The organism is Bdellovibrio sp. BIS2 (genome assembly GCF_055398295.1).
Genome location: NZ_AP035879.1, coordinates 1,987,133 through 2,011,124, shown reverse-complemented (window position 1 = coordinate 2,011,124; position 23,992 = coordinate 1,987,133). Strand labels below are relative to the sequence as shown.

23 protein-coding genes are annotated in these 23,992 nt (G+C 49.2%); 14 read left to right on the top strand and 9 right to left on the bottom strand.

Translation table 11 applies throughout. The annotated features are described in order from the left end of the window. The first annotated feature begins 33 nt into the window (after positions 1-33). Together ACZ520_RS09705 and ACZ520_RS09700 are read left to right on the top strand one after the other, a co-directional pair. Positions 34-1,860, top strand: a complete 1,827-nt coding sequence (locus ACZ520_RS09705) for a hypothetical protein (RefSeq protein ID WP_374033130.1) — start codon at positions 34-36, stop codon at positions 1,858-1,860. A gap of 78 nt (positions 1,861-1,938) precedes the next feature. Next, positions 1,939-2,508 carry an RDD family protein gene (locus tag ACZ520_RS09700; protein ID WP_232469298.1) on the top strand — a complete coding sequence of 190 codons (570 nt, stop codon included), beginning with the start codon at positions 1,939-1,941 and terminating at the stop codon, positions 2,506-2,508. On the opposite strand, the gene ACZ520_RS09695 is transcribed toward ACZ520_RS09700, so the two are convergent. Continuing rightward, positions 2,485-3,651 carry a class I SAM-dependent RNA methyltransferase gene (locus ACZ520_RS09695; protein WP_464125232.1) on the bottom strand — a complete coding sequence of 389 codons (1,167 nt, stop codon included), beginning with the start codon at positions 3,649-3,651 and terminating at the stop codon, positions 2,485-2,487. The genes ACZ520_RS09700 and ACZ520_RS09695 overlap by 24 nt on opposite strands. Before the next feature lie 65 nt (positions 3,652-3,716). On the opposite strand from ACZ520_RS09695, the gene ACZ520_RS09690 reads away from it, so the two are divergent. Continuing rightward, positions 3,717-4,154, top strand: a complete 438-nt coding sequence (locus ACZ520_RS09690) for a hypothetical protein (RefSeq protein WP_416480598.1) — start codon at positions 3,717-3,719, stop codon at positions 4,152-4,154. Here the strand turns inward: ACZ520_RS09690 and ACZ520_RS09685 are convergent. Continuing rightward, on the bottom strand, positions 4,151-4,783 hold the full coding sequence (locus ACZ520_RS09685; protein ID WP_464125230.1) for a hypothetical protein: 633 nt from the start codon (positions 4,781-4,783) through the stop codon (positions 4,151-4,153). The genes ACZ520_RS09690 and ACZ520_RS09685 overlap by 4 nt on opposite strands. Positions 4,784-4,846: 63 nt before the next feature. Between ACZ520_RS09685 and ACZ520_RS09680 the strand changes: the two genes are divergently transcribed. Then, entirely contained in the window at positions 4,847-7,771 is a 2,925-nt protein-coding gene (locus ACZ520_RS09680; RefSeq protein WP_464125228.1) for a M28 family peptidase, read from the top strand. Between the two features lie 128 nt (positions 7,772-7,899). Here the strand turns inward: ACZ520_RS09680 and ACZ520_RS09675 are convergent, their stop codons facing one another. Continuing rightward, positions 7,900-8,601 carry a hypothetical protein gene (locus ACZ520_RS09675; RefSeq protein ID WP_088565204.1) on the bottom strand — a complete coding sequence of 234 codons (702 nt, stop codon included), beginning with the start codon at positions 8,599-8,601 and terminating at the stop codon, positions 7,900-7,902. Between the two features lie 151 nt (positions 8,602-8,752). Between ACZ520_RS09675 and ACZ520_RS09670 the strand changes: the two genes are divergently transcribed. The 5 genes from ACZ520_RS09670 (at position 8,753) to ACZ520_RS09650 (ending at position 12,331) form a co-directional block, all read left to right on the top strand. Next, positions 8,753-9,151, top strand: coding sequence for a hypothetical protein (locus ACZ520_RS09670; protein WP_374030279.1), 399 nt, complete (start codon positions 8,753-8,755; stop codon positions 9,149-9,151). 48 nt (positions 9,152-9,199) lie between these two features. Next, a complete protein-coding gene (locus tag ACZ520_RS09665) occupies positions 9,200-10,105 on the top strand; it encodes an alpha/beta hydrolase-fold protein (protein ID WP_464125225.1) in 906 nt (301 codons plus the stop codon). A gap of 5 nt (positions 10,106-10,110) precedes the next feature. Then, a complete protein-coding gene (locus ACZ520_RS09660) occupies positions 10,111-10,422 on the top strand; it encodes a KH domain-containing protein (RefSeq protein ID WP_015091142.1) in 312 nt (103 codons plus the stop codon). Between the two features lie 66 nt (positions 10,423-10,488). Continuing rightward, a complete protein-coding gene (locus ACZ520_RS09655) occupies positions 10,489-11,457 on the top strand; it encodes a phosphotransferase enzyme family protein (RefSeq protein ID WP_464125223.1) in 969 nt (322 codons plus the stop codon). A 28-nt stretch (positions 11,458-11,485) separates the two neighbouring features. Continuing rightward, on the top strand, positions 11,486-12,331 hold the full coding sequence (locus tag ACZ520_RS09650; protein WP_464125221.1) for a D-alanyl-D-alanine carboxypeptidase family protein: 846 nt from the start codon (positions 11,486-11,488) through the stop codon (positions 12,329-12,331). On the opposite strand, the gene ACZ520_RS09645 is transcribed toward ACZ520_RS09650, so the two are convergent. Then, entirely contained in the window at positions 12,328-12,897 is a 570-nt protein-coding gene (locus ACZ520_RS09645; protein WP_464125219.1) for a hypothetical protein, read from the bottom strand. The genes ACZ520_RS09650 and ACZ520_RS09645 overlap by 4 nt on opposite strands. Before the next feature lie 164 nt (positions 12,898-13,061). Between ACZ520_RS09645 and ACZ520_RS09640 the strand changes: the two genes are divergently transcribed. After that, the gene (locus ACZ520_RS09640; protein WP_464125217.1) at positions 13,062-13,748 is read left to right on the top strand and encodes a YjjG family noncanonical pyrimidine nucleotidase; all 687 of its coding nucleotides are present in this window, start codon (positions 13,062-13,064) and stop codon (positions 13,746-13,748) included. Positions 13,749-13,895: 147 nt separating this feature from the next. Further along, the gene (locus ACZ520_RS09635) at positions 13,896-14,615 is read left to right on the top strand and encodes a substrate-binding periplasmic protein (protein WP_464125215.1); all 720 of its coding nucleotides are present in this window, start codon (positions 13,896-13,898) and stop codon (positions 14,613-14,615) included. Positions 14,616-14,661: 46 nt separating this feature from the next. Here the strand turns inward: ACZ520_RS09635 and ACZ520_RS09630 are convergent, their stop codons facing one another. Both ACZ520_RS09630 and ACZ520_RS09625 read right to left on the bottom strand, forming a co-directional pair. Further along, a complete protein-coding gene (locus tag ACZ520_RS09630; protein ID WP_464125213.1) occupies positions 14,662-15,246 on the bottom strand; it encodes a hypothetical protein in 585 nt (194 codons plus the stop codon). A gap of 221 nt (positions 15,247-15,467) precedes the next feature. Continuing rightward, on the bottom strand, positions 15,468-16,826 hold the full coding sequence (locus ACZ520_RS09625; RefSeq protein ID WP_374033120.1) for an MBL fold metallo-hydrolase RNA specificity domain-containing protein: 1,359 nt from the start codon (positions 16,824-16,826) through the stop codon (positions 15,468-15,470). Positions 16,827-16,961: 135 nt separating this feature from the next. Here ACZ520_RS09625 and ACZ520_RS09620 point away from each other — a divergent pair, with 135 nt between their 5' ends. Further along, on the top strand, positions 16,962-17,738 hold the full coding sequence (locus tag ACZ520_RS09620; protein ID WP_464125210.1) for an NADAR family protein: 777 nt from the start codon (positions 16,962-16,964) through the stop codon (positions 17,736-17,738). Positions 17,739-17,740: 2 nt separating this feature from the next. Next, positions 17,741-18,925 (top strand): aminotransferase class V-fold PLP-dependent enzyme, encoded by a 1,185-nt coding sequence (locus ACZ520_RS09615; protein WP_464125208.1) that lies wholly within the window; start codon positions 17,741-17,743, stop codon positions 18,923-18,925. On the opposite strand, the gene ACZ520_RS09610 is transcribed toward ACZ520_RS09615, so the two are convergent. Beyond that, positions 18,922-19,926, bottom strand: coding sequence for an NADP-dependent oxidoreductase (locus ACZ520_RS09610; protein ID WP_464128411.1), 1,005 nt, complete (start codon positions 19,924-19,926; stop codon positions 18,922-18,924). The two genes, ACZ520_RS09615 and ACZ520_RS09610, sit on opposite strands and share 4 nt — an antisense overlap. 233 nt (positions 19,927-20,159) lie before the next feature. Here ACZ520_RS09610 and ACZ520_RS09605 point away from each other — a divergent pair, with 233 nt between their 5' ends. Then, positions 20,160-22,469, top strand: coding sequence for a Fic family protein (locus ACZ520_RS09605; protein ID WP_464125206.1), 2,310 nt, complete (start codon positions 20,160-20,162; stop codon positions 22,467-22,469). On the opposite strand, the gene ACZ520_RS09600 is transcribed toward ACZ520_RS09605, so the two are convergent. Together ACZ520_RS09600 and ACZ520_RS09595 are read right to left on the bottom strand one after the other, a co-directional pair. Then, positions 22,447-22,827 carry a hypothetical protein gene (locus ACZ520_RS09600; RefSeq protein WP_088565215.1) on the bottom strand — a complete coding sequence of 127 codons (381 nt, stop codon included), beginning with the start codon at positions 22,825-22,827 and terminating at the stop codon, positions 22,447-22,449. The two genes, ACZ520_RS09605 and ACZ520_RS09600, sit on opposite strands and share 23 nt — an antisense overlap. A gap of 9 nt (positions 22,828-22,836) precedes the next feature. After that, the gene (locus ACZ520_RS09595) at positions 22,837-23,985 is read right to left on the bottom strand and encodes an outer membrane protein assembly factor BamB family protein (protein WP_464125204.1); all 1,149 of its coding nucleotides are present in this window, start codon (positions 23,983-23,985) and stop codon (positions 22,837-22,839) included. Positions 23,986-23,992 lie beyond the last annotated feature (7 nt).

Below are 23,992 nucleotides of genomic sequence, written 5' to 3'. Positions count from 1 at the left end.
TGTACCGAAAAGACTCAAAAGCATGAGGTCGTTATGAGATGGAAGTTGAAACCGAAGTCATTGATGAAAAGTCTTGCAGCCAGCGCATCTGCATTCACGATGTGTATGGCGCCAGTCGCACAGGGTGCGGCGGCACAGGATCAGAAGAAGCTGATCAATCAATACCTGAAAGAAACAGGGCTCACGACAAAGAAAATGACCGTCGGTGAATTCTACCGCATGGTTCGCCACGTTTATCCTCACAAACTGCAAAAGCAGATGGATCAATGGGTGGAGTTGAATCGTCATGAAATGATGCCGGCGGTGGAAGCATCCACTTACAAAGGCGCAGACGGTAAAGAACAAGTGCGTTTGACTTTGACTCATGCTGGTCAGACTTCCACTTTGACTTTCACTGGTGATGACGAAAATCCACTGAAGGTCAACGGCGTCAACTTCAAGCGCAAAGAGCTGATGAATTATAACAACTTCAACGCCATCGCCGGTAAAATGGTGAAGCTGGATCCGGTTGTTGCCAAGTCCCTGAAAACGGGCAAACAAAAGCCTCTAAGCAAAAACTTCGTTTTGACTTACAAAGAATACACGCGTCTGACTCCGCGTCAGAAAGCAGAGTACTTTGTGCGTATGCGTGCGGCTCTTGAATCCGCTCAGAAAGTTTATACTAAAATCTATGGTGTTCAGGCGTTGAATGAACTCAATAAACGTCATGAGTGGGCGGCTTCATTCTTCTTTGGGGAAGAGGCTGAAGCAGCAAGTCTTGTTGGTAAGCCATGTATCGTGGCGGGTTATCTGTCCATTTATGGCGAGAACAATTCCTGCGGCGGCAGCAAGCAGGGTGCGGTCGATCTGAAGAACAAAATGGAAGTCAACAGCGCAACGTGCTTGAATAACGGTGTTTCCTGTAACCCGATGGTTTATGGTTTCAGCGCGAACGGCGCTCCTCACTGTGTGTCTCGTTCTGAAGTGAAGTATGCAACCCGCGTTTGCAATAGCAAATCCCCGTTGCGTACAAATGATCCTAAAGCCGAAGGCGAAGATAAAAAGCGCATTATTGAATCCTATCTTAAGAAAGTTGAGAAGCAGGATATCAATCTGGTGTTGAATGAAGAAGGTAAGATCTCTCAAGAGCAGTACAATCAGATCTCTGCTTATCTGGGAGGCCTGCAAAACTTCATCAACTCTGCAGTTGCAGAGTGTGGTCAGTTGCCATTGCAAAAAATTGCACAGCAGCGTGATGACCAGGCGTCAGCTTGTAACGAGATCAAAACCCGTGCGTTCTCCCTGCAGTCTTTCGTGGTGTCTCCAGAGCCGCCACCTCCTCCAGGTCCGATCGCGGGTGATTGTTCTGTTGAAAAACCAGGTTCCGTTCCGGGTGAAGGCGGCAAAGGCTGCGTATGTCCTGAGGGAACTAAAGAAAGTGAACCAAGTGAAAGTGAATCCCGTCCAAGCTGTCTAGTGATCGAAGCTGGTGGCGAGGGTGATCTGCCAGGTGGTAAAACAGAAGTCGGCAAAGACGACAGCTGTGGCTTCTGGTGCCGTAATAAAAACTGGATCATTCCAGTCGGTATCGGTTTGCTGGCCCTGGGTGCTTTCTGGTGGTTGTTCAGCAAGAAGTCCAAATCCGACTCCAAGTCTCCAGAGTACGTGCCACCAGCACCTGCTCCAGAACCAGAGCCGACGGCGACAACAACTGTGACGACACCTCCGGTGGTCGATCCTCCGCCAACGGCTCCTTGCCCGGCTCCGAACCAGTTGATCAACAACGTGTGTGTGCCGGTCGTGGTGGTGCCTCCGCCGACTCCGGATTCCGAGGGCGGAACAACTACTGACACCTCCATCCGTGCGGGTGGGGTTCGTTAGGAAACTTAAAAAGTGAATATCGACAAGCATCAAGAGAAAAACAATCCACAGCGGGCTCCCCAGAAAAGGGAAGCCCCTGTGCCGTTAAGGGGTCCAGCCCCGCGTCGTCGAGGTCCGGTGACTCCGGCTCCGTCACGCGTGAACGGCTTGTTCAAGGATCGTCGAGATCTGAATTTTGAGCAGGGAACCGGTTTTCATGGCGGGCCATCGGCGCGTCGCAAGGGTTACAAACTTGCGCTGTGGTCGTGGCTGGCGTCTTTCATTGATGCTTTGATTCTGATTGCTGTCAGTTGCGTGTTCATGCTGATGTTTTCCATGATCGTGAAAACGCCGGTCGGTTCGTTGATGAATCGTATGTTCCACAGCCAGCATCAGCTGACTTTCTTTGCTGAAGTTTTTGTGATGTTTGCCTGGGTGTACATGATCACGATCCGCAGCCTGATGGGTTCCACCATTGGTGAGTGGGCGTGTGATCTGCGTTTGGGGCAACCTCATGAGCGTCTGCAAATCAGTTATATCTTCCGTGTGGCTTTGCGCAGTTCCTTGATTTTAATCACTGGGATTGTGACCTTGCCGTTGCTTTCGCTATTGGCCGGGAAAGATCTGGCCGGTGCGCTTTCAGGCTTACGCCTTTTCTCTTTGAAGTAATCCCAGAACCTCATAGTGATCCGTCTGCGGGAATTGGTCGACGATAAAGACCTCCTGCATGCGGTATCCGCATTCCTGCAGGGTCACCAGATCCCGGGCCATGGATTCAGGATAACAGGACATATAAATAAAGAACTCGGGCCGCTGTTCAGGCGCAAGGTTTTGTAGCGGATTCAAAAAGCCCATCAAACCTGATCTTGGCGGATTTGCCAGCACCCCGTCGAACTGGGAAAAGTCCTGCGTCAGTTTTTTCTGGAAGTCCCCGCGATAAATCGTCACGCGATCTTTCAGGTGTGACAGGCTTGCAGGAAGCTCGTTTAAAGAGCGCTCCAGGCCTTGCAGTGACAGGTCGTCGATTTCACACGCCAGAATACTCTCTGCCCCCGCCAAAGCCGGGAAGGTCAGATTGCCGATGCCAGAGCCGAACTCGATCAGGCGCTGAGCTTTGTACCGTTTCACCCAATCATAAATCACATCACAGATGACCTTGTTCGCCTTGTGGCTGGGCTGAGTGAAGCTCGCCACCTGACAATACAGGTTCACCGGTGTGTCGTTCATCCAGGACTGGAACCACACATGATGTTCAGGATCGCGCAGCTTAAATTCATTTCCAGTCCAAACCGGAACTTTGCGGCGCTGGCCGATTTCAACGAAAGACTGCTGTTGTAGGGAGTGCAGGATGCTTTGTTCATCCAGCAGGGTTTTGATGTCGATATTGGCCAAATCAATCCACACTCCGCGCTGTCCGGCCGGTCCGACGCGAAGTCGGAAGGATCCGCGCTTAAAAGGCCACTGAATCTTTCTAAAGTCCGAGAGCCATTCTTGCAATGCGGGGCTCAACTGGGCGCAGACTTCGATATCGAGAATTTCATGACGATCCGTGCGGTAAAGTCCCAAGCGGCCGTCCTGAAGGCTGAAATCCAGTCGGTCCCGCAGATGGGCGGGGCCGGCGGAAAGAACTTTGAGGGGCTGTGGAAACGCCACCGATGCCGCCGTAAACAAGCCTGAAAGGTCGTTTATTTTGTTTTGAGCCTGGTCACCATAAGGCACGCCGATATGCTGACAGCCGCCACAGTCCGGGGCGTAGGGACAAGGCACAGTGGTCAGTTTGTCAAAGGTTTCGAATTTCTGAAAGTTCGGCATTGAGTGCTTGCCCCGGCAATTTCGCTGTTATAAGAAAAACCTATCTTATCAAAACTAATGGGGGAATGGTGAGAATTTTATTGCTTGCTGGCATGATCATCTTTGCGGGAGTTTCCTCCTTTGCTGCCAACAACAACCCTTGGATGCGCGCTTGCCGTATTGAGGCGGGGCAGTTCTGGGTTCTAAAAGCCGGTTCGGAGGAATACTCCATGTGTTTCTTCGGCGAATCCGCAGTGGGGGCTGAAGCCCTTTTCCAGTTTAAATCCAAATCAGCGACTCCAGAGGCCGTTGTGGCCTATAAGAACCGCAATGCCTCTTCGGCTCGCGGCGGGATCTGTGGATCTTTTGATGCGGAAGTTCTGCAAGGCAAGGATACGGACGGTCAGACGTTCAACGTCTGCAAGTTTTCTGATGGTTCTTTGATTGAGGAAACCACGCTGTGGCTGGGCCCTGGCGCCGGTACAACTCAGGGCTTGGACAAAGCTCTTTCAAGCACTTACTAGTTTTTTACTGATTCAGACGGGCGCAGGGAATAGATACAAGAACTTGCGTCCTTGATCACACCATCTTCCAGGTGCAGATCCTTCTTCGTAAAACCCAATGTCACATGCGGATAGTACAGATCAGGATTGAAGTCTTCGGCTTTACCGCCTTTTTGCGTGTAAAGAACGTGCACGGCTTTTCTGATCTGGAACAGGCGGTCTGATTCCACCACGGCGTAATAGGTGGCATCCTCATTCACTGCCCCTTTGCCCACACACAGCAGGTGATAAGAGCTTTTATTCATGTCCATGCGTTCAGCCAGGGCGTTGATCTCTTTCATCGAGATTTTCTTTTTCAACTTGGTGAACTCGACAGGTGAAATCACGGTGATGTGCGCTTCGCCGCGATGCTGAAGCTGCACGTTCTGGTTTTTTTCCACATCAACGCGCATTTTTTCAAAGGCCGCATAAGGCAAATCCAAAGACAGATAGGACTTTTCTTTTTTATGCTCAACCGAGGCGATGCCGCGCGTGGCTTTCGGCTTCAGCTCTTCTTCAGAATAGCTCAGGCTTGAAAGTTTATACGGTGATGAGGTGGCGCAGGCGGTCAGTGAAAGTGAGATGAGAGCCAAGTGAAACGTGCGGCGCATGAGTTTCTCTTTTCTTCGCTTGGGTTTGACTTAAGATGGTCCTGCTTTTAGCCTACACAGACTATGAAAAAAGTGAAAGTTCTTCTTACAAGTGCCTGCATTTTCTCGCTAATTTCCGGCCTGGTGGCGTGCCAGATGAAGGACACCAAGTCCGCTGTTTCCAAATCTGAGACTGCCGCCACGGGTGCCTTTTCCAATGAGCCGCACACTCTGTTGGGTGAAGCCCGTCAATTGACCTTCACAGGCCCTAAGTCAGGGGAGGGTTATTTCAGTCCTGACGGCAAAAAGATGATCTTTCAAAGTGAGCGCGAGCCGGGGAATCCCTTCTATCAGATGTACATTCTGGACCTGATCAGTGGTGACACGACACGGGTTTCGCCGGGGCATGGGAAAACCACCTGCGGCTGGATTCATCCGTCCATGAAGAAGGTTCTGTATTCGTCCACTCATCTGGATCCGGAAACGAAAAAGAAAACCCAGGAAGAATACGACAACCGCAAAAAAGCCGTTAAAGCCCGCTATTCCTGGAGCTTTGATGATAACTACGACATCTTCAGTTCTGATCTGAATGGCAAAAGCATCCAGCGCCTGACCCGCGAAAAAGGCTATGACGCTGAAGGGTCTTATTCTCCGGATGGACAATGGATTGCCTTTGCTTCCAACCGTGCCGGTTACACGGAAAAACTGGAAGGGGAGGATAAAAAACTTTTTGAGCAGGACCCTTCCTATATGATGGACATTTACATCATGAAGGCTGATGGCACCGAGGTGAAGCGCCTGACGGATTCCAAAGGTTATGATGGCGGTCCGTTCTTCAGTGCGGATGGCAAGAAAATCACCTGGCGTCGATTCTCTCCGAATGGTTCCACGGCGGAAATCTTCACCATGAATGTCGATGGCTCTGACCAGAAACAAGTTACAAAATTAAAGTCCATGTCCTGGGCTCCTTATTTCCATCCATCAGGGGATTACATCATCTTTGGTTCCAGCGTTCTGGGTTATCACAACTTTGAACTTTTCATTGTCGATGCGGAAGGCAAGAAAGCGCCGGTGCGGGTAACCTCGGATGAGGGCTTTGACGGACTTCCGGTGTTCACTCCGGATGGCAACAGCCTGTCCTGGACTCACCGAAATGAAAAAGGGGATTCGCAGATCTTTATCGCGAAATGGGATGATGCTCAGGCCAGAAAGCTTTTGGGTCTTTCGGCGCAGGATCCGGGGGCGGGGTCTTTGACTCCGGAAGTGAAAGTCGAAGACATCAAAAAATGGGTTTACTATCTGGCCTCCTCCGAGCTTCAGGGCCGCGGCACAGGCACGGGCGAGGAAAAGATTTACACCGCAAAGCTCGCGCAGCTCTTAAAGTCCTGGGGTTTGACAGGCGCAGGTCCCAATGGATCTTTCTTTGAAACCTTCGAATTTACTTCAGGTGTGGGTCTGGGTGCTGCGAACTCACTTGAAGTGGTGGGTTCATTTAAAAAGAAATACACTGTTTCCAAGGATTTTGAACCGGTGTCATTCTCTAAAACCGGAGACTTTCGTGAAGCACCGGTGGTGTTTGCGGGTTATGGTATTAAAGCTCCGGCCAGCGACAAAGAAGCTGAATACAACTCTTACAAAGGTCTGGATGTTAAAGGCAAGTGGGTGATGGTGCTGTCGGATTTGCCGGCGAACGTGTCGCCGCAACGTCGTCATTACCTGAATCTGTATTCTCGTTTGCAGCACAAAGTGACCGTGGCGAAAAACGAAGGGGCTGTTGGTATTATTGTGACCAACGGACCAGAGAGCGGTTTGCCGGAAAAGTTCGGCAAGATCAAATTCGAAGGCTCTTTGTCTGAAAGCACGCTGGGGGTTTTGCGCCTGTCGACATCAGCCGCTCAGGAAATGATTCGTTATGCAGGTCAGGATCTGATCAAGCTGCAAATGAAACTGGATAAAGGCGAAATGCTTGAGGGTTTTGTGATTCCTTCGGCGTATATCAAGGCGCAGGTGGATTTGCAGTTCCAGAAAGCTCAAGGCATCAATGTCGTTGCGAAACTGGCTGTCGTCGGTGCTGATTCTGCGGTGATGATCGGCGCCCATGGGGATCACCTGGGACACGGTCAATTCGGCAGCAGCCTGGCTAAAACCGGCGAAGCTGGTAAAGCCCATGTGGGTGCTGATGACAATGCCTCAGGGGTCGCCGGTGTGATGGAGCTTGCGCATTACTATGCGAACCTGAAGGCTTCCAAGCCCGGTCTGCTGAAAAAGAATATCTATTTCGGCATCTGGTCCGGCGAGGAATTGGGAAATCTGGGATCGTCTCATTTCACCAAAAACATGGCGAAACATAATATTACCGCCTATATCAACATGGACATGATCGGTCGATTCAAAGATCGCGTCTTTGTTCAGGGTTTGGGATCTGCTGACAACTGGACCCGTCTGGCTGAGGAAGTGGGCGTGCGCAGTGCGGTTCCGATGATTGTTCAAGAAGACCCCTATCTGCCGACAGATTCTTTGGCGTTCTATCTGGCTGGAGTTCCCACGGCGAACTTCTTCACCGGGTCCCACGCTGAATACCACAGTCCTCGCGACATTCCTGAAATGGTAAACTATGAAGGTGTTGCCCGTGTTCTGACGGCCGTAAGAAGCCTGACGGATCTTTTGGTCGATTCCAAACTTCCGATGGTCAAATATGTGAAAGTGGCCGGTGCCCAGAACCGCCTGGAAGGCCGCAGCTTCCGCGTTTACCTGGGCACAGTTCCGGATTATTCCCAGGAAGGTGTCAAAGGGGTGCGTATCTCGGGGGCGTCCAAAGACAGCCCTGCTGAAAAAGCCGGATTGAAAGACAAGGATATCATCACCGAGTTCGGTGGAACCAAGATTGAAAACCTGTATGACTATGTTTACACGCTTCAATCGGTGAAACCCAATCAAGAGACCATTATGAAGATTCTTCGTGATGGCAAACCACTGGAGCTGAAGATCACTCCGAAGCTGAAAGAATAGATAATAAAAAAAAGCCAGTCAGGATTCCCGGACTGGCTTTTTAGTTTTTAAAGCGCAGCGATTTAGCGCTTCAAGCGGAGCGATTTAGCGCTTCAAGCGGAGCGATTTAGCGCTTCAAGCGGAGCGATTTAGAAAGTCAGTGAAGAGCAACGGCTTTTCAAGAATGTCTTCAAACCACTGTCAGAGAATTTGAAACGCACATCCCCGTCGGACGTATATTTGAACAGCTCATAGTTTTTCACACTGCAGGTCTTGCCGTTTTTGTCAGTGAATACCGAGCTGTTTCCGGAAACTGCCGTGGGAGCCGAACCCAGCTTAAATCCTGAGTCCAGTTTCAAACCCTGATATTTATTGATCTCCACGCCTCCACGGTTGTCCGGGCGGATTTCTGCGGCTCTTCTGATTTCAGCGCCCGTCATTTCAACCAGTTCGGCGTCTTCGTAGTCAAAGGAAGCTTTGTTGCCGTTCACGGTTGTCACCGTCAGGCGGCGGGTTTCATCATTCCATTCAAAAGTCGGAACCGGATTGATACGCGGGAAGAGGAAGAATTCGCGGGCTCCTGTGGTTGAGGACTCATCCCCGTACCCCAAAGAGTTAAACACCATCAGTTCGCCGTCAGCGGTGAACAGGTAGTCACGATAAACCAGACCCTCGGCCTTGCGGTTGTGAACAGAGACATAGCAGTTGTCGCCGTCATTGGAGGAAATCATCTGGACCTGGATGCTGCCACGTCTCTCAACGATATCCTGACAAACTGCCTGGGAGTCGAAAGCCATTGCGGAAGCCGATCCAACGGTGGAAAGAAGAAGAACGTTCAAAAACAGTTTCATGTGCACCTCTTTGTTGTAAGCAGAACCCAGTCAAAACAGGCTGTCAGCTGGGGAGGCAGAGCGGCAAGGAAAATAACAGAATCTGGACTCGATCTGTACTAACCGATTGTGATTGTATAAGGGTCTCTTTGAGGAGCGAGGTTTCCTGCACATGTCCTCTTTTGTGGAAGAATTCAAAAAATACCAAAGACAAGAACGCCTTCTGACGGGAGCCCTGGTGCTGCTTTCGGTGATGGCACCGGTGTCGTTCACATGGCTGATGGATGAAAAGGTTCATTGGGCAGTGGCGCTGGGCGCGGCATTCGTGTTTGTCTGTGGTGCCATTTTGATCCATGTTCTGCGGGCGCGTGTGGCGGGAAAACTTTTAAGCAAGTACGAAAATTTGGATGTGGGATCGGTTCTTGCCAAAAAGATATCTCCCGCCCAACCCCGCCGTTTTGTGGTAACCAACAGGGGTTTCAATCACTTCTATTTGCGCTGCTTGAACACGGGAGAACAAGTTCTCGTGTCTAAGCACAGAGTTCGCGAAGATTTCGATATTGCAAATTGATTTTTCATAGACCTCAAGGGACCCTTTCCTCTGTGTAGAGGGGGGTCTATGAAGAGGTTGACTCTAGCTTTTCTCCTTCTGTGCGTTTCACTGTGGGCTCAGGGCTATGATGACGTGACCGACGACTATATGCTTGCAGAAGCAGATGTCCCGGAAGCTGAGTTTGGGCGCGGACGATTTATCTGTGATTCGGAAGAATTGCAGGGCGTCCGGTTTAAGTATTGTTACCGGGATCCAGACAGCGCGAACAACAACGATATCGTCTATTTCTTCCATGGACTGAACGGTTCAGAGAAAACCTGGCACCGTCAATTTCTGGGAACCCGGACGATTCAGGACTGGTGGGAGCTTCGCGGTTATCGTCCTCGGATCGTATCGGTTTCATTCGGCCCCCAGTGGCTCTTGGTTAATAACAAGCGATACCCTTTGTTGCCGGCTTTCACCAGGGTGATTATGCCTTATATGGAAAAGAAGGTCGGGGGCCTGAAAGATGGACAGCGCCACATTATTGGCCAGTCCATGGGGGGATTCAATGCTGCTGAAATATCTCTGAAGAACCCGGGGATGTTTTCAAAGGTGGCCTTGTTATGTCCGGCTCTTGCGACGATCAGTCCGTTTGCCAGTGATCGAGAAATCGACGCTTACATCCAGCGCACCGGAGCTCTTCGTTGTCAGGTGGAAAAAATGCAGCGCATTTCGCAATCCGTGTTCGTGGATAAAAAGGACTGGGATGATCATGATCCGCTGAAGTTGATCAAGAGATATCCCAAAGGCAAAAAACCAAGGTTCTATGTTTCCATCGGACGCAATGACGGTTATGGATTCCAGGAAGGTTCGGCCGCCTTTATCAAAGGGGCCCAGGCGTTTTCCTTCCTGTTTAGCTGGGTGCCAGTCCCGGGACCGCATTGCAACTTTAAGCGTATCGGCACAGCCAATTTCATCATGGGGGACTAGGTTCTATGAACGACATCGAAGCCTTTAAGTATGAAGAACGTAAAGTCAAAGGCGCAGATATTGACCAGGAAAAGTACCGCGAAGAGATTCGCCAGTTGATTGAGCACATGGTGCGTCTGCTGGTGGATCACCCCGACACGGTGACGGTCAGTACCTATGTGGGCCCCAAAACCACCGTGTACCGGGTGAATTGTGCCAAAGAAAACCTGGGACAGGTGATTGGCACTCAAGGAAAGACCATCATGGGGTTGCGGGCTGTGGTTCACGCGATGACGGCACGAACCGGGATTCGTTCAATCGTGGAAATTCCGGTTTAAGTATTCCGATAAGTTTTCAATTTTACTTGGAGTTTGCCTGGAACCCTAGGTATCCTTGTTTTATTGATGAAACCAGCTGAGATCGAGCGACTGCATTCCATTTTGAACCTATGGCCCTTGGGGGTCATCCAGTCCGTTGAGGAAATCCTTAACGGCGCCGTCAATCAGGTCTATCGGGTGCAGGCCAGTCTGGGGAACTTTTACCTTCGTCTGTATAAAACCAGCGAGCGAGCCCGTGTAGAGCGAGAGCACGCTTTGCTGGAATACGTCGCCTCTTACAATCTGCCTGCAGTTCAAACTCTGCCGTCGCGTTATGGCACCTCGTTGATCGAACACGACGGAAAATTTGGTGCCCTGTATTTTGAATCGCCCGGCCATCAGGTGAAAAAAACGGATCTGACGGTAGTCCATGCGCGGGCTGCAGGTTCCATGTTAGCTCGTCTGCATAAAGTATTAAAACCACTGCCGGATGTGGGGTATCGCAAGTATTCCTTGAACTGGGATGCCAAAGAGTGGATTGCTCGCCTGGATAAAATTGAAGCGGTCATTTTGCAGAAGCCCCATCTTTCCGAAGCGGATCAATGGGTTTTGTACCGCCTGAAAGATCAGCGTGAGTGGATGCGAAATCCTGCTTGCCTGCATTCTTATGTTCCAAAGTTCTCAGCCCAGGTTCTGCATGGGGACTATCATCAGGGAAATCTGTTTTTTCAAAAAGAAACTGTCTGTGGTGTGATTGACTGGGATCAGGCCGTGTATATGCCCCGGGGGTTTGAAGTGGCCCGTGTGGCGTCTTACATGTTTGACCTGAAACCAGATCTAACTATGGCCTTTCTTGAAGCCTACATGGCTTTAAATCCATTGCCTCAGGAAGAACTTGAAGATGGCGCGGCCGCCTGGGGCTGCCACTGTGATCACTATGTGTGGGCTCAGGAAGAAATCTATCTGCATGGCAATGAACGTGCTCGTGTGTTTATCCCGGACACCGCTTATAAGCCCTTCTCTGAAGTCTGGGCTCAACTGACAAAGAAGCTTTAAAATAATCCGCAAGGTGTATGATGGCTTTATGGAATACCTGAAGGGGTTGCTTCTTCTTTTGGTGTGTCTGTTCAGCGGGAAGGCGCAAGCCCTGCCTTCGGTGAACGCTTTGTCGTGGGTGTTGCTGGATGCCTCCAGCGGTCAGATTCTGGCGGAACTTAATAAAGATCAACCGCTTCCGCCGGCCTCTTTAACCAAAGTGATGACGGCTTATATGGTTCTGTCTGCAATCCGCGAAGGGCGGCTGTCCCGCATGGACCGGGCCAGGGTTTCAGCCAGCGCCGTCATTCTCCGCCCGGAAGAGTCCAGTATGTATTTGAAGGTCGGGGAGTCGGTGACGGTGGATGAACTTCTGCGTGGCCTTATCGTGGCTTCGGCGAATGATGCCGCCCTTGTTCTTGCTGAAGTGGTTTCCGGCAGCCAGAAGGCTTTTGCCGAGCAAATGAACAAGACGGCGAAGAGTTTAGGAATGACTCAAAGTCTTTTTGCCAACGCTTCAGGGCTTTATACCGAAAAACACTATTCAACAGCGCAGGATCTGGGGCTTCTCGCGGTGCGGATTTCCCAGGAGTTTCCCGAATACTTTGAATACTCGTCCAGCAAAGAGCTGACCTTTCGCGATTTTCAAAAGAAAAATACCAATGACTTGTTGTTTTCAAAACTGCCCGTGGACGGCATGAAGACCGGACATATTAAAGCAGCAGGCTGGTGTGTGATGGTCAGCGCGCGAAAAAACAAACGCCCGGATAAAAAGTCCGGGCGTTATATAGCCGTTGTTTTGGGGGCGCCCAGCAATCACGATCGATTTGCTGCGGGCCGGACTCTGCTGGAGTTTGCTTTCAGTCAACCCCGAATCATCAAAGAGACCTTTTAGTAACCCACTCCAAAAGACAGTGTGTGCTGCACATCGTTTTTAGACAGGTCGGAATAGTCCCTGAAGACCATCGTGGCGCTTAAATTCACTGAAAACACACCGAGCTTCACACCCACTTGGGCACCGGCATAGGGGTTGTATTTCAGATCCTTGTCTTTTCTTGTAACCACGCCACCGGACGTGGATTCTTCAAAGCCTTTGGTGGCTTGTGCTCCCAAACGCGCGGAAGAAAAGAAATACTGATTGAATCTGTAAGTGGAGCGAATACCGAGCTTGTAGTTTTCGTCCTCGTGATAAACCTTTTCCGGGGTGCCAGAGAAAGTTTCGGTATCAGAGGCACGGGAATACTCAGCTTCGCCGGAAAGCAAATCCACACCGGCCGACAGGCGCACACCGTACATCGCGCGGGTTGCTAAATGCGGGCTGGGGCTGCTGCGATAAACGGTTTCATAACCATAAAGTGGCTCAATCGCGTAACCGGAGCCTTTCACCAAAGTGAATTGGCGGGCGGATGCCACGGAGGTTGCCATCAACATCGCCAGAACTGTCAGGAATTGAATTTTCATAAGGCCCCCTTGTTGGACTTGTCTTGCATTTGTTTAATCGGCTTATTGGGCGGGAAGTTTTACAGGACGTTATGACAGGAGACGGCTTTTGATACAGACTTGGGTATGGCTTTACGGCTGGTAAACGAGTATCGTGATGTTCTGGAGTAATTTAAGATCAGATTATGAAATACGATTTGTTCCTTTTTGATTTGGATGACACTTTGTTGGACTTTAAAGCGTCGGAAAAGCTGTCCTTTGTTTCGGCGATGCATTCGGTGGGTCTGACGACAGATCTGGACAACCTTTTTCGCACCTATCAAATTGAAAATGCCGCTTTGTGGAAGCAGTTTGAACAGGGAAAAACCACCAAGGATCTTTTAAAAGTCGAACGCTTTCGCAAGTTGTTTGAAATCCACGCCATCGAAATCGACCCGGTTCTGACTGCGAACAGATACCTAGATGCTTTGCCAGAAGCTGTTGTGTTGATCGATCACGCGGTTGAGCTGTGTGAATATTTAAGTGGCAAAGGGGAGCTTGGAATTATCACCAACGGGATTCAAGCTACTCAAGTTCAACGTCTTAGTCGCTCGAAGCTTGCTCCGTATGTCAGCTTTATGGCTGTGTCGGAAGAAGCCGGATTTGCGAAGCCCGATGTTCGATTCTTTGAATACACCGTTAAACAAGCCCGTAAGTTTGATAAAAGCTCGACCTTGATGGTGGGCGACAAACTGGAAACAGACATCCTGGGGGCGCATCATTTCGGTATTGATTCCTGCTGGTTTAATCCGGCAAAAGTCAAAATCGAACCCCATGAGGTTCCCCCGCAAATGGAAATTACGCATCTTTCTGAACTGAAGAAAATGGTTTAAGGCCCGGAGTTGCAATCAGGAACAAGGTTTTAAAGTCGTTGATCAAGGCTGGATGAAGGTGAGCATAAGTTAAATTGTAATGTTGCAAAGATGAATATTTCTTCAACGAATAGAGGTTCAGAGAGATAATGAAATCTGGAGGTCTTCTTGAAGACCGTTTTATTCGTTGCAGTTTTATGCTTTTCATCATGGGGCTGGGCTTTACCTGGTGTCCGTGTCGCATTTTCTCTTGATAAACCACCCTATGTCATTCACGAGACGTCCAGTGGACTTGAAGTCGAGCTTCTACGACGGGTTTTTCTGGATATGGGATATGAAATGATACCGGTATTTCAACCACCGGCTCGATCCGTGCGCAGTTTGGAGCTGGGTCATGTTGAGGCCATGGCGACTATCAACAATACACCCAAATTTTATTTGTCTGATTCGTATATTACTTTTCAGAACTTTGCCTGGACTTTAAAGTCCAAGAGCCATCAGTTGAATGGCCTTGGCGATCTTTCTAAAAAAAGTGTGATCGCCTTTCAAAATGCGCGGTCCTTTCTGGGGCCGGAGTTCAGTTCCGCCATCAGTAAAAATTCGGACTATCATGAATATGCCGAACAGAGCCGGCAGATTAAAATGCTGCTGATGGATCGCGTGGATGTGATCATATGTGAAGAGCGGACTTTCAGGATGCAGAAAGATAAAATTCAGAGAAAATCCGCCCATCCTTTACCGGAAATCGCAAAGCATGCCCTGTTTCCAAAATCCCAGTACTCAGTGGCATTCCATGATAAAAGAATGCGTGATTCGTTTAACAAATCATTGAAAAGAATCCGTGAAAAAGGGGAGCTTAAGACCGTTTTCAATCAGTACGCTGATTGATCCGGACGGGGAGAGATGTTTTTCACTATCCCCGTTTGATACAACACTATTTTTTGCGGCTGTTGAACTCTTCCATGAAAGCTTCGAAGTCCTCATAGATGTCTTTTTCGATCCCAGCATGCATAATAGTCAGATCTTGTTCTTGTTCCAGTTGCTGAATCAAAGACTTCGCAGGCAATGGACGCTGATCTGTGATCAGGAAGAAATGATAACCCAAAATGCAGCATTCCGTGGCGTTTAAACCTTCAATACGGGTTCGCACCGGAGCTGAAATAGTCTCGATATGCTCCGGATTGAATGCCGCCCAAAGGTGATAGTCGTTTTCTTCGATGAAACGGCCATTAAAGTCCTGCGCCAAACGATCAAAACTGCCACCTAAAAGGTCTTCGCCTTGATTTGCCAGGATCAAATGCTGTTTCAAATTCAGACCCACCAGGAAATACAACAAAGCGATGCGGGATCTTTTAAGATGAAGTTCAGATCCATAGAAAGTGTCGTAATAATCAGGCTCATTGGTTTTCTTCAAGAAAGCGCGCTCTTTGAAAAACTCCATCGTGAAGGCGGCATTTCGTTCAAAGCGTGTCTGACAGGTCCCACAGATATTCAAAGTCGGGTTTTCAGAAGCATTCATCCAAGCCGGAAATAATGGTTCGGAATGGAGCTGGGATTGATTCGAACAAAGCGGGCAAGATTCCATATTAATTAAGCCTTTAAAGAGATGCTTTTGAATGTAAATCCGGAACCAGTTCAGGGTCAATTCGATGAAAAGCCCACGGTTGACGTGGGATATATAGTCTTCTGATAAGTTATATTATGTAACGATAGCTATAGGGGTTTATTTGCTTATAAGCCCTAGGTCTTAATAAATTGATTCATTCTAGGCACAGAAACGTTCCATTTTAAGTCTTTATCGATGCGTTTCCGAAGCTCATCTGCAGCGGTTGATTCTCCATGCACCAGGAACGTTCTTTTTGGTGCCTCTGGAGCCTGCTTTAACCAGGTCATTAAATCACTTCTATCTGCATGGGCTGAAAATGAATCTGATGGAACCACTTTGCAGTTAATCTCCACATAAAGACCATGGATTTTGATCTCTTTTGCGCCATTCAACAAGCTGTGTCCACGGGTTCCGGGGCTTTGAAATCCTGCCAACAGAACAATATTTCTTGGATCCGGTCCGAAAGCTTTCAAATGATGCAAGATCCGGCCACCAGTTAGCATTCCGCTGGCGGCGATGATGATTTTGGGCCCGGATTTATCATCGTTCAAAGCCCGGGATTCTTCGGCGGTTTTAACGGAATGAACTTCAGACATGATCTCAGCGAACTGTCCCGAAGCCAGACGTTGGAACGGGTGATAGTGTTCGTATAGTTTTGCGACCTCATGACCCATGGGAGAGTTAAAATAAACGGGGATATGGGCGGGGACCTCCCCGTCTCTTTTTAGTTCCGTGATTTCATACAGCAGATTCTGCGCGCGGCCCACGGCAAAACTAGGAATCAGCAAGACTCCCCGTGTTTTTGCGATCTCTAAAATGCATTGTTTTAAGACTTCTTTAGAGCTGATTTTAGAGTGATCGCGATCCCCATAAGTGGACTCCATCACCATATAATCGGATTGCACCGGAGGTTCTGGAGGTGGCATCAAGGGGTCATTATAACGACCTAAATCACCGGAAAATTGGATGCTGGTTTCACCGTTTGAAATCCATGCCGAAGCAGCCCCCAGGATGTGTCCGCTGCTGGTGAAATAAACCTTCAAAGTCCCGATATCAAATTCGGTGTGCAGATCTACCGGCGTTAAAAGAGGCAAAGTTTTTTCGGCATCTTCAATGGTGTACAAAGCCAGCGCGGGACTGTGTTTGGAGAAACCTTTCTTGTTCGCGTATGCAGCGTCTTCTTCCTGGATCTTGGCTGAATCCAGCAAGATGATTTTAGTCAGCTCCAACGTCGGTTCGGTGCAGTAAATTCGCCCCTTAAAACCCCGTTTCACCAACAACGGTAAAGCTCCGCAGTGATCCAGATGTGCGTGAGTTAAAACCACAGCATCGATATCACGGGCCTCAAACGGAAAGTCTTCCCAGTTGAGCTCGCGAAGTTCTTTAAAACCCTGGAACATGCCGCAATCGACAAGAATTCGGGTGCTGTTATTATGTACCAGAAACTTGGACCCTGTAACGGTGCCGGCTGCGCCTAAAAATCCAATTTCCATGAACTCCCCTTTGTCGATTTCTTTAAGAATAGCCCTAAATCTGACCGTATTTTGACCTTTTATGCGCGCGGTCAGAATTGTATTCACGCGGAAGGTCCGCTAGTCTTTGCGGGCGTTTTTGCGTAAGGGGGATTTATGGCTAAAACGACGTTCGTTTCATTGTTTGTGCTTCTGGCAGCATTTCTGGTTTCTTGTTCGGAATCCAGCAATAAAAAGCCCACCCAAGGTGTAAAACCTGCCACCAGATCAGGCGACTCCTGGAAAGCTCCTTATCCTGCGCACTGGTGGAAAGAAGTTCCGCGTGAAGAAGCCAAATCCTGGGAGATCCTTCCGCAAGATGCTGGCCGTATGGAAGTTGTTTTAAGCAAACGAAATGAACTGGGTCTGCTTTCAAATTTTGCGGAAGCCTCTTTTGTCTTTCACGGTGTTTGTTATCCAACGGTTGAAGCCTTCTGGCAGATGATGAAATATCCAGAGACTGAAAATGATCCGCGCTGGGCTTGGGCCAAGAACTGGAAATACACGCGCGAACAAGTTTCCCAGATGAATGGCTATGCCGCTAAAAGTGCGGGTGGCTATGCCAACTTCTTAATGGAAAAAAACGACGCCAACTGGGTGACCTTTGAAGGCAAAGTGTTTCCGTTTGCAACCAAGGAACCTGCCGAGCATTACAACCTGATCTTTGCAGCCCTGATCGAAAAGCTGCGCCAGAATCCTGAAGTTTTGGATGTTCTGGTAAAGACAAATGATCTGAAACTTCTCCCCGACCATGGTGTTTCGGAAAAATCCCCCCGTGAATGGCATTACTATCTGCTGTGGATGGATATCCGCGAACAACTGAAAAACAATCAGTTGTCTTTGGTGACCAGCGAAGATCTGTCTTTGAAAACCTGCAAAGGTCTTAATAAGTAATTATGTTTCAGGATTTTTCCGCCGCTTTTGAGAAGTACAAAGACACATCTTTAGTGAATCTCAATAACGGAACCCTGGGATTGTGTCCATCGGTCGTGATTGATCAGCAAAAGGCCGAGCTTGGGACTTTTGAACACAACACATCTACTGGGTATGGTGCGGCCTGGGCTCGTCTGTGGGCCCTGCAAGAGCGTCTGGGGAAATTCATCAAAGCCCGACCTCAGGATCTGTTTCTGCGCCCCAATGTCACTTTGGCATTAAATGAAATTATCATGGGTTTGCAACTGCCTGCAGACTCCGAAATTCTCTCCACCAGCTTTGAATACGGTGCGGTTGTTAATATCCTGCATTTCAAAGCCCGCAAAGACCGTCTTTCTGTGCGCTTTATCAACGCGGATTTTATGTATGATGAAATCTCGGCGGATGAAGCGGTTTCAAAGATCGTTTCCCAAATCTCTGATAAAACCCGCGTCTTCGTTGTCAGCCACGTCTTTACCGGCAATGGCCTGACCATGCCTTTGGCAAAGCTGGCGGCCGCGTTAAGAGCTAAAAACGTTTTGCTGGTGGTTGATGGGGCTCATGCTCCAGGTTTATTGGATTTAAACTTCACAAACGAGCTTCAGAACGTCGATTATTACGCCGGGAATCTGCATAAATGGTTTATGGGCCCCAAAGGCACCGCGTTTGGCTGGGTGAATCCATTGCTTCAGGATCAGATGCAGCCAGCTTATGGATCTTGGACCACCGAAGAAAAGATTCTGCCTGGTATGGGTGCTTATTGTGATCATCCATTTGCAGCTCGCATGCTGTGGTCACATTCCATGAGCTATGCAAGTCTGTATGGATTGGAATCGTGCTTTGATTTCTGGGATCAGACCGGACCTGACCTTATCAGAACCGAAATTCAAAAACGTATGAACTATCTTGAAGACGGCTTAAATCAATTCAAGATCAAATCACTTAAAGACCGTCATTCAGATATTGCTTCAAGTCTATTATGTTACAAGGTCGGAAGTTTCCCCGGGATCGAGTTTGACGGCCTGTTTGTCCGTCATTCGAAACCACAGCTGCAGGTCGGCCTGCCAAGAGTTCCGGGCTTTCCTGTTCTAAGACTGACCCCGCATATTCATAACACCAAGGATGAGCTCGACAGTGCCATCCAGGTGCTTGCAGGCTTTAAATCCTAATCGCAAATCTTTACGATCACTTTACCCCGGCTGCGACCTTTCTCTAAATATTCCATGGCTTGCTGGGCTTCAGAGAACGAAAAGACCTTGTCTATGACGGGCTTGATAATTCCCGCCTCAACAAGCCGGGTGATTTCCGCCAGCTGTTTTCCTGAAGAATGCATGAATATAAATCGATAGTGAGCCTTGGCTTTTTTAGCAAGACCATTGGCTTTACGTCCTACGATTCGCAGGATCTCGCGCTTTATAAAGTTCAACTTCATATCATCAGCAAGGTGCTGATCCGGATCGCCAGAGATTGAAACCACCCAGCCTCCAGGGCGAAGAATCTGGAATGACTTATACAAAGCATCGCCGCCAAGAGTATCAAAAACGATATCCACGTTCTTTAAAACGTCTTCAAATTTCCGCGTGGTATAGTCGATAACCTCATCAGCACCCAGACTGCGCACGAATTCAACATTGCGACTGCTGGTGGTCGTAATAACATGGACGCCGACGTGCTTGGCATATTGAATGGCAAAACTTCCAACCCCGCCAGAGCCTGCCTGAATGAAAACACGATCACCCTTTTTCATGCCGGCGATATCGACCAAGGCCTGCATGCTTGTAAGTCCCACCAAAGGCAGGCTTGCCGCTTCTTCAAAGGTGGCATCCTTCGGCATAAGCGCCAGCTCGTTTTCATCAATGGCGATCATTTGAGCCAGACTTCCGGTGCGGCCGTTACGTGGTCGAGAATACACCCGGTCGCCCTTTTTAAACCCGGTAACTTTGCTTCCCACGGCAACAACGATACCAGCCACATCATGCCCCAGTATCAGCGGAAATGAATATGCCCGCAGGAACTTGATCTTGCCATCCCTGATTTTAAAGTCGATGGGGTTTAAACTTGTTGCGTGAATCTCAACCAGAACGTCGGTGTCGCCACAAACGGGAGCTTGAAGGTCTCCGAAAACAAGCTTCTGATCATGTCCATACTTCGTGATGAATGCAGCTTTCATAGTGGTCATATCAAAATGATGCAGACAGGGTCCTGTAATGACAAGTGTATTTCAATTCTACTCACCACTGACAAGAGCGACATTGTTTAAAGCCTTAACAGCCGTCGACGCAAATTGCTTCTTTCTCAGAATGAGACGGGGAGTACCCTCCCCCTCCCCGTTTAAGTCCAACGTAGTGCTTATGACCTAGCACGGGCATTGCTTTAGTAATCTTCTGAATAAGAGGAGTTATTATGCCTGTGCATAACATGTTTAAGTTCATCCTGTCCCTGTTGCTGACAATCAGCTTCATGAGCCCGGCGCAAGCCGCTCAGATGTGTGAGTATGTCTTTACAGATCCTCAGGTCAAAGCCCGCGGTGTGGACTTCGGTCTGCGTTCCGAAGTGAAGCAGCCGGAAACACCACGTGAACTCCTTCAATTTAAATCCATCAAATCCGAGCTTTGGGCCACCCTGGAAAAAATCCCAGCCCAGCGTAAGAGCCAAATCGAACACCTTTTGGCTTCCGTTGAGTTCTTCGATTACACGCACACCGCTGAAAAGCTTTTGCCGAACTTCCTTGAAGGAAAACGCGAAGCTATGGATTTCTCCAAGATCTACGATCGCGGCGAAGCTGAGGCAGCTCCATTCAAAGGCTTCCTGAGTGCCCGTGATAACTTCCTAAGAAAAGAACAACCAGCCCTTACCGCAGACCTTCTGCCAGAGATTCATAAGCGTATTATGGAAAACGGCGTTGAAGGCATCCGCCCGGATCAACTGGGTGTATGGCGCAACGGTCACTGGATGGGGAACGTCGCTGGCGCATTCAAAATGACGCCGAAAGAAGCTCAAGTCGTCCTGGAAAATCCCTACCTGAACTTTGTTGAAACGGCCCGCGAAGGCAGCACTTTGAATGAAGGTGTCTGGAAGAATGTAAAAATCTGGGGCTCCAAACGCAACATGGTTGTGGAAAATGGCGACACCACTTTGGTCAGTGGCCGTATTCACTATCCATACGTGACAACTCCAAAGCAAGCCACTGTTGATATTATCAAAAACTCCCACCCGGAGCTTTATAAAGAGATCATGGCGTACCGTGAACAAAACGGCACGTCCCTGAATGGCCAAGCCACTCCAGCCTTGGAACAAGCCTTCACCAAAGCCCTGGTTGAACAGCGTTTCGAAAGATTCAATGCTGAGCGCGCGGCTTTGGGCGAAGTTAAAATCGGCATTAATGAACACAGATATATCGACATCGTGGCGGACCTTCAGCGCGATCTGGTGGCTATCCACCCGGTTCTGAATGGTAACGGCCGCACGACTCGTTTGTTGATGAACTATCTTCTGACGAAAGAAGGCTTGCCGCCGGTTCGCCTGGTGGATCCTTTCCTGGATGTTCAGGTTTCCCAGAAAGAATGGCGTGAATACGTTCACAAAGGTGTTGTTAACAACGCCCAGTTGCAAGCCGATGTTCTGTTCCGTGTGAAAAACGGTCTGACTGTAGAGCATTCTCCAGAATTGCTGTACCCAGGTCTGCCAGAGATGGTGAACATTTCCCTGAAACAACAGGGTAAAACCAAAGTCGTTGAAAACTACACTCAAGCTAAAGTTGACAGTGAACAGTTCAACGCCTTCATTAAAACCCTGGTTCAGGCCCACCCTGAACTGAAAATCGAGATCCAGAACAACCGTCTGCGTGCAATGTCCCGTATTGCGGACCTGTTTGTTGAATACTACAGATCAAAAACTGTCCGCTACATCCACGATAAAGATGGCGAACGCCAGATCGGTCTGCGCCTGGTTGATCCTGACTTTATCGATATGTTCGGTGTAAATCGTTCCGGTTCCAAAGCCCTTTGGGATGCAAAAATGAACCGTTGGTATGACAAAGAAATGCTTGTATGGCGCGGTCTTTCCAACAGAACCAAAGAACCGACTCGTCAGGAGCTGTTGGATTACTTCAAGAAACCAACGTCTCACCTTGTGTCCAACAGTGTTTTGAGAGCACTTCGTTCCGGCACTCCACTGGTCGAGGCCATCAAGGCGGACTTTGCTCTGTATAATAAAGAATCCCTGAATGGTGACATGGTTGAAATGGCCATCGACCACCACAGAAGCGGACCAAAATATGGAGTTTCTTACGGTTATTCCACTTCCAAACGTGAAGTGGTTGGTAAAGCCTTCGCCATGGGTGCGATGGTTGTTGGTGAGTACGGTAAACACATGGATCCAGCTCTTCAGGCTCAGTTGAAGTCCCGCATTAACGTGGCTTCTTACAGAGCGATGAAAGACGTGGACCTGGGTCGTCTGAAAGCGTTTGACCCTGAATTCGCCTACACTTACGGCCGTCAGGCAGAAGTTATGGGTATTGGTGGTACCGATCCTGATGCGGTGATGCTGATCCAAAGACTGGATGCCGCTGGAAAAGTCATGGAAACGCTTCTAAGAAACGTAGAGAAGCCAAATGAAGTGATGGTGATCGAAGGTCGCTATGTGCCGGGAGAAGGTCCTCTCCCGACAGAAAGAATCAAAGAGCGTTTGCTTATTCAGCCAACCACTCTTTAAAGCCCAGCTTCAGGGCAGCGTCCAGGTCCTTACGATCGATCTCGTAGACATTGGCGTTGCCTGTAGGGCTTCCACAAAGTTGAATACGCATCATCCCGTCGTTCTGATTGGATGAAGAAAAGACCTCAATACCCTTGAGGTCTTTTTGCATTTCAGCCGGGGCGATTTTTTTCCCCTGACCGCACTGCAAAGATCCGTCGTACTTAAACACCTTCACACGATCCGTGGCTTTGGATTTTTCCACAACAACCTCGCTTTTAGGGGCGTTTTTCTGAGCTTCCTTCTGGGCACGACAGTTCCCGTGACTGCACGCTGCCAAAGTTCCCATGACTGACAAAACCAACAAAAGCTTTTTCATGACTTACTCCTAAAAGTAAGGGGTTCTGATCCAACCGGCGTCAATCGCATAAAGATTCGCTTCACCGGAAATAAAGTAAACTCGACCCCCCTTTTCATCCACTTGCGGGGAGGAAAGGATTCCACGGCCTGGCTCGAAAGATCCCACTTCCGTGCCGGCATTGGCATCCAGGAAGCGCAAAGAACCCTGGGATTCGCCGAACACCAGCACCCCTTTATAGGTCCTTACTTGCGTCGCAATGCCGTCCTTCAGCTTATAAGACCACAGCTTATCACCAGACGCTTTATTCAAAGCCTGAACTTCGCCATTGGTCGTTGGATAGATCAGTTTATCGCCCACAATAGTGACGCCGCTATAGCCGCCACCATCAATACGCCAAACGACTTCACCTTTGTCTGCAGAAAGGCAGTAAAGTTTGTCGTCATAACCAGCCACATAAAGCTGATTGCCTTCAACCACCGGGGTCGCATCAATATCGCGGAAGCGTTTGTTGCGGTTCAATTGCACTTCCCACAGGGAAGAACCCGTTTTCGCATTCAAAGCCACCACGGAACCGTCAGAGAAGCCCACGTACAAAGTGCCGTTGTTTAAAGCCGCCTGACTGCCGCCACGGATAGAGAACTGGGAGGTGTCCTGGCGAGAATACAACCAGACCTGATGCCCTGTGGAGGCATCCAGTGCATAAAACACGCTGTTGCCCGCAAGGAAGTACACAATGCCGTCTTCCAACAAAGGAGCGGCCAGGTTTTCAGACTTGGTATTGAAGGTCCATTGGACTTTGCCGGTGCTGGCTTCGATAGAATAGAAGTTTCCATCACTCGCACCCACAAACAGACGATCCCGGATCAGCGTTGCGCTGGGTTCAGCGCCATTTTCAATCGGCAGTCTCCAGCGCTCCTGGCCATTGTCGCGGCTGTACGCCACAATGCCGTCCAGACCATTCCCCTGAATCACCAGATCGCCGGCCAAAACCGGCGTCATACGGTTGATCTTGCGGAAGCCCAGATTGTCTTTTTCAGTGGTGCGACGGATCCACGCGGCCTTGACCTCGTACTCACGCTTGCTGTTGTTTAAAGAGCTCCATTTCTCCAAACCAGAGTTCAAAGTGGTGCATCCCACCAGCGTCAGCAATAGAGTTCCGAACAGGACAATCTTCATGAATTCC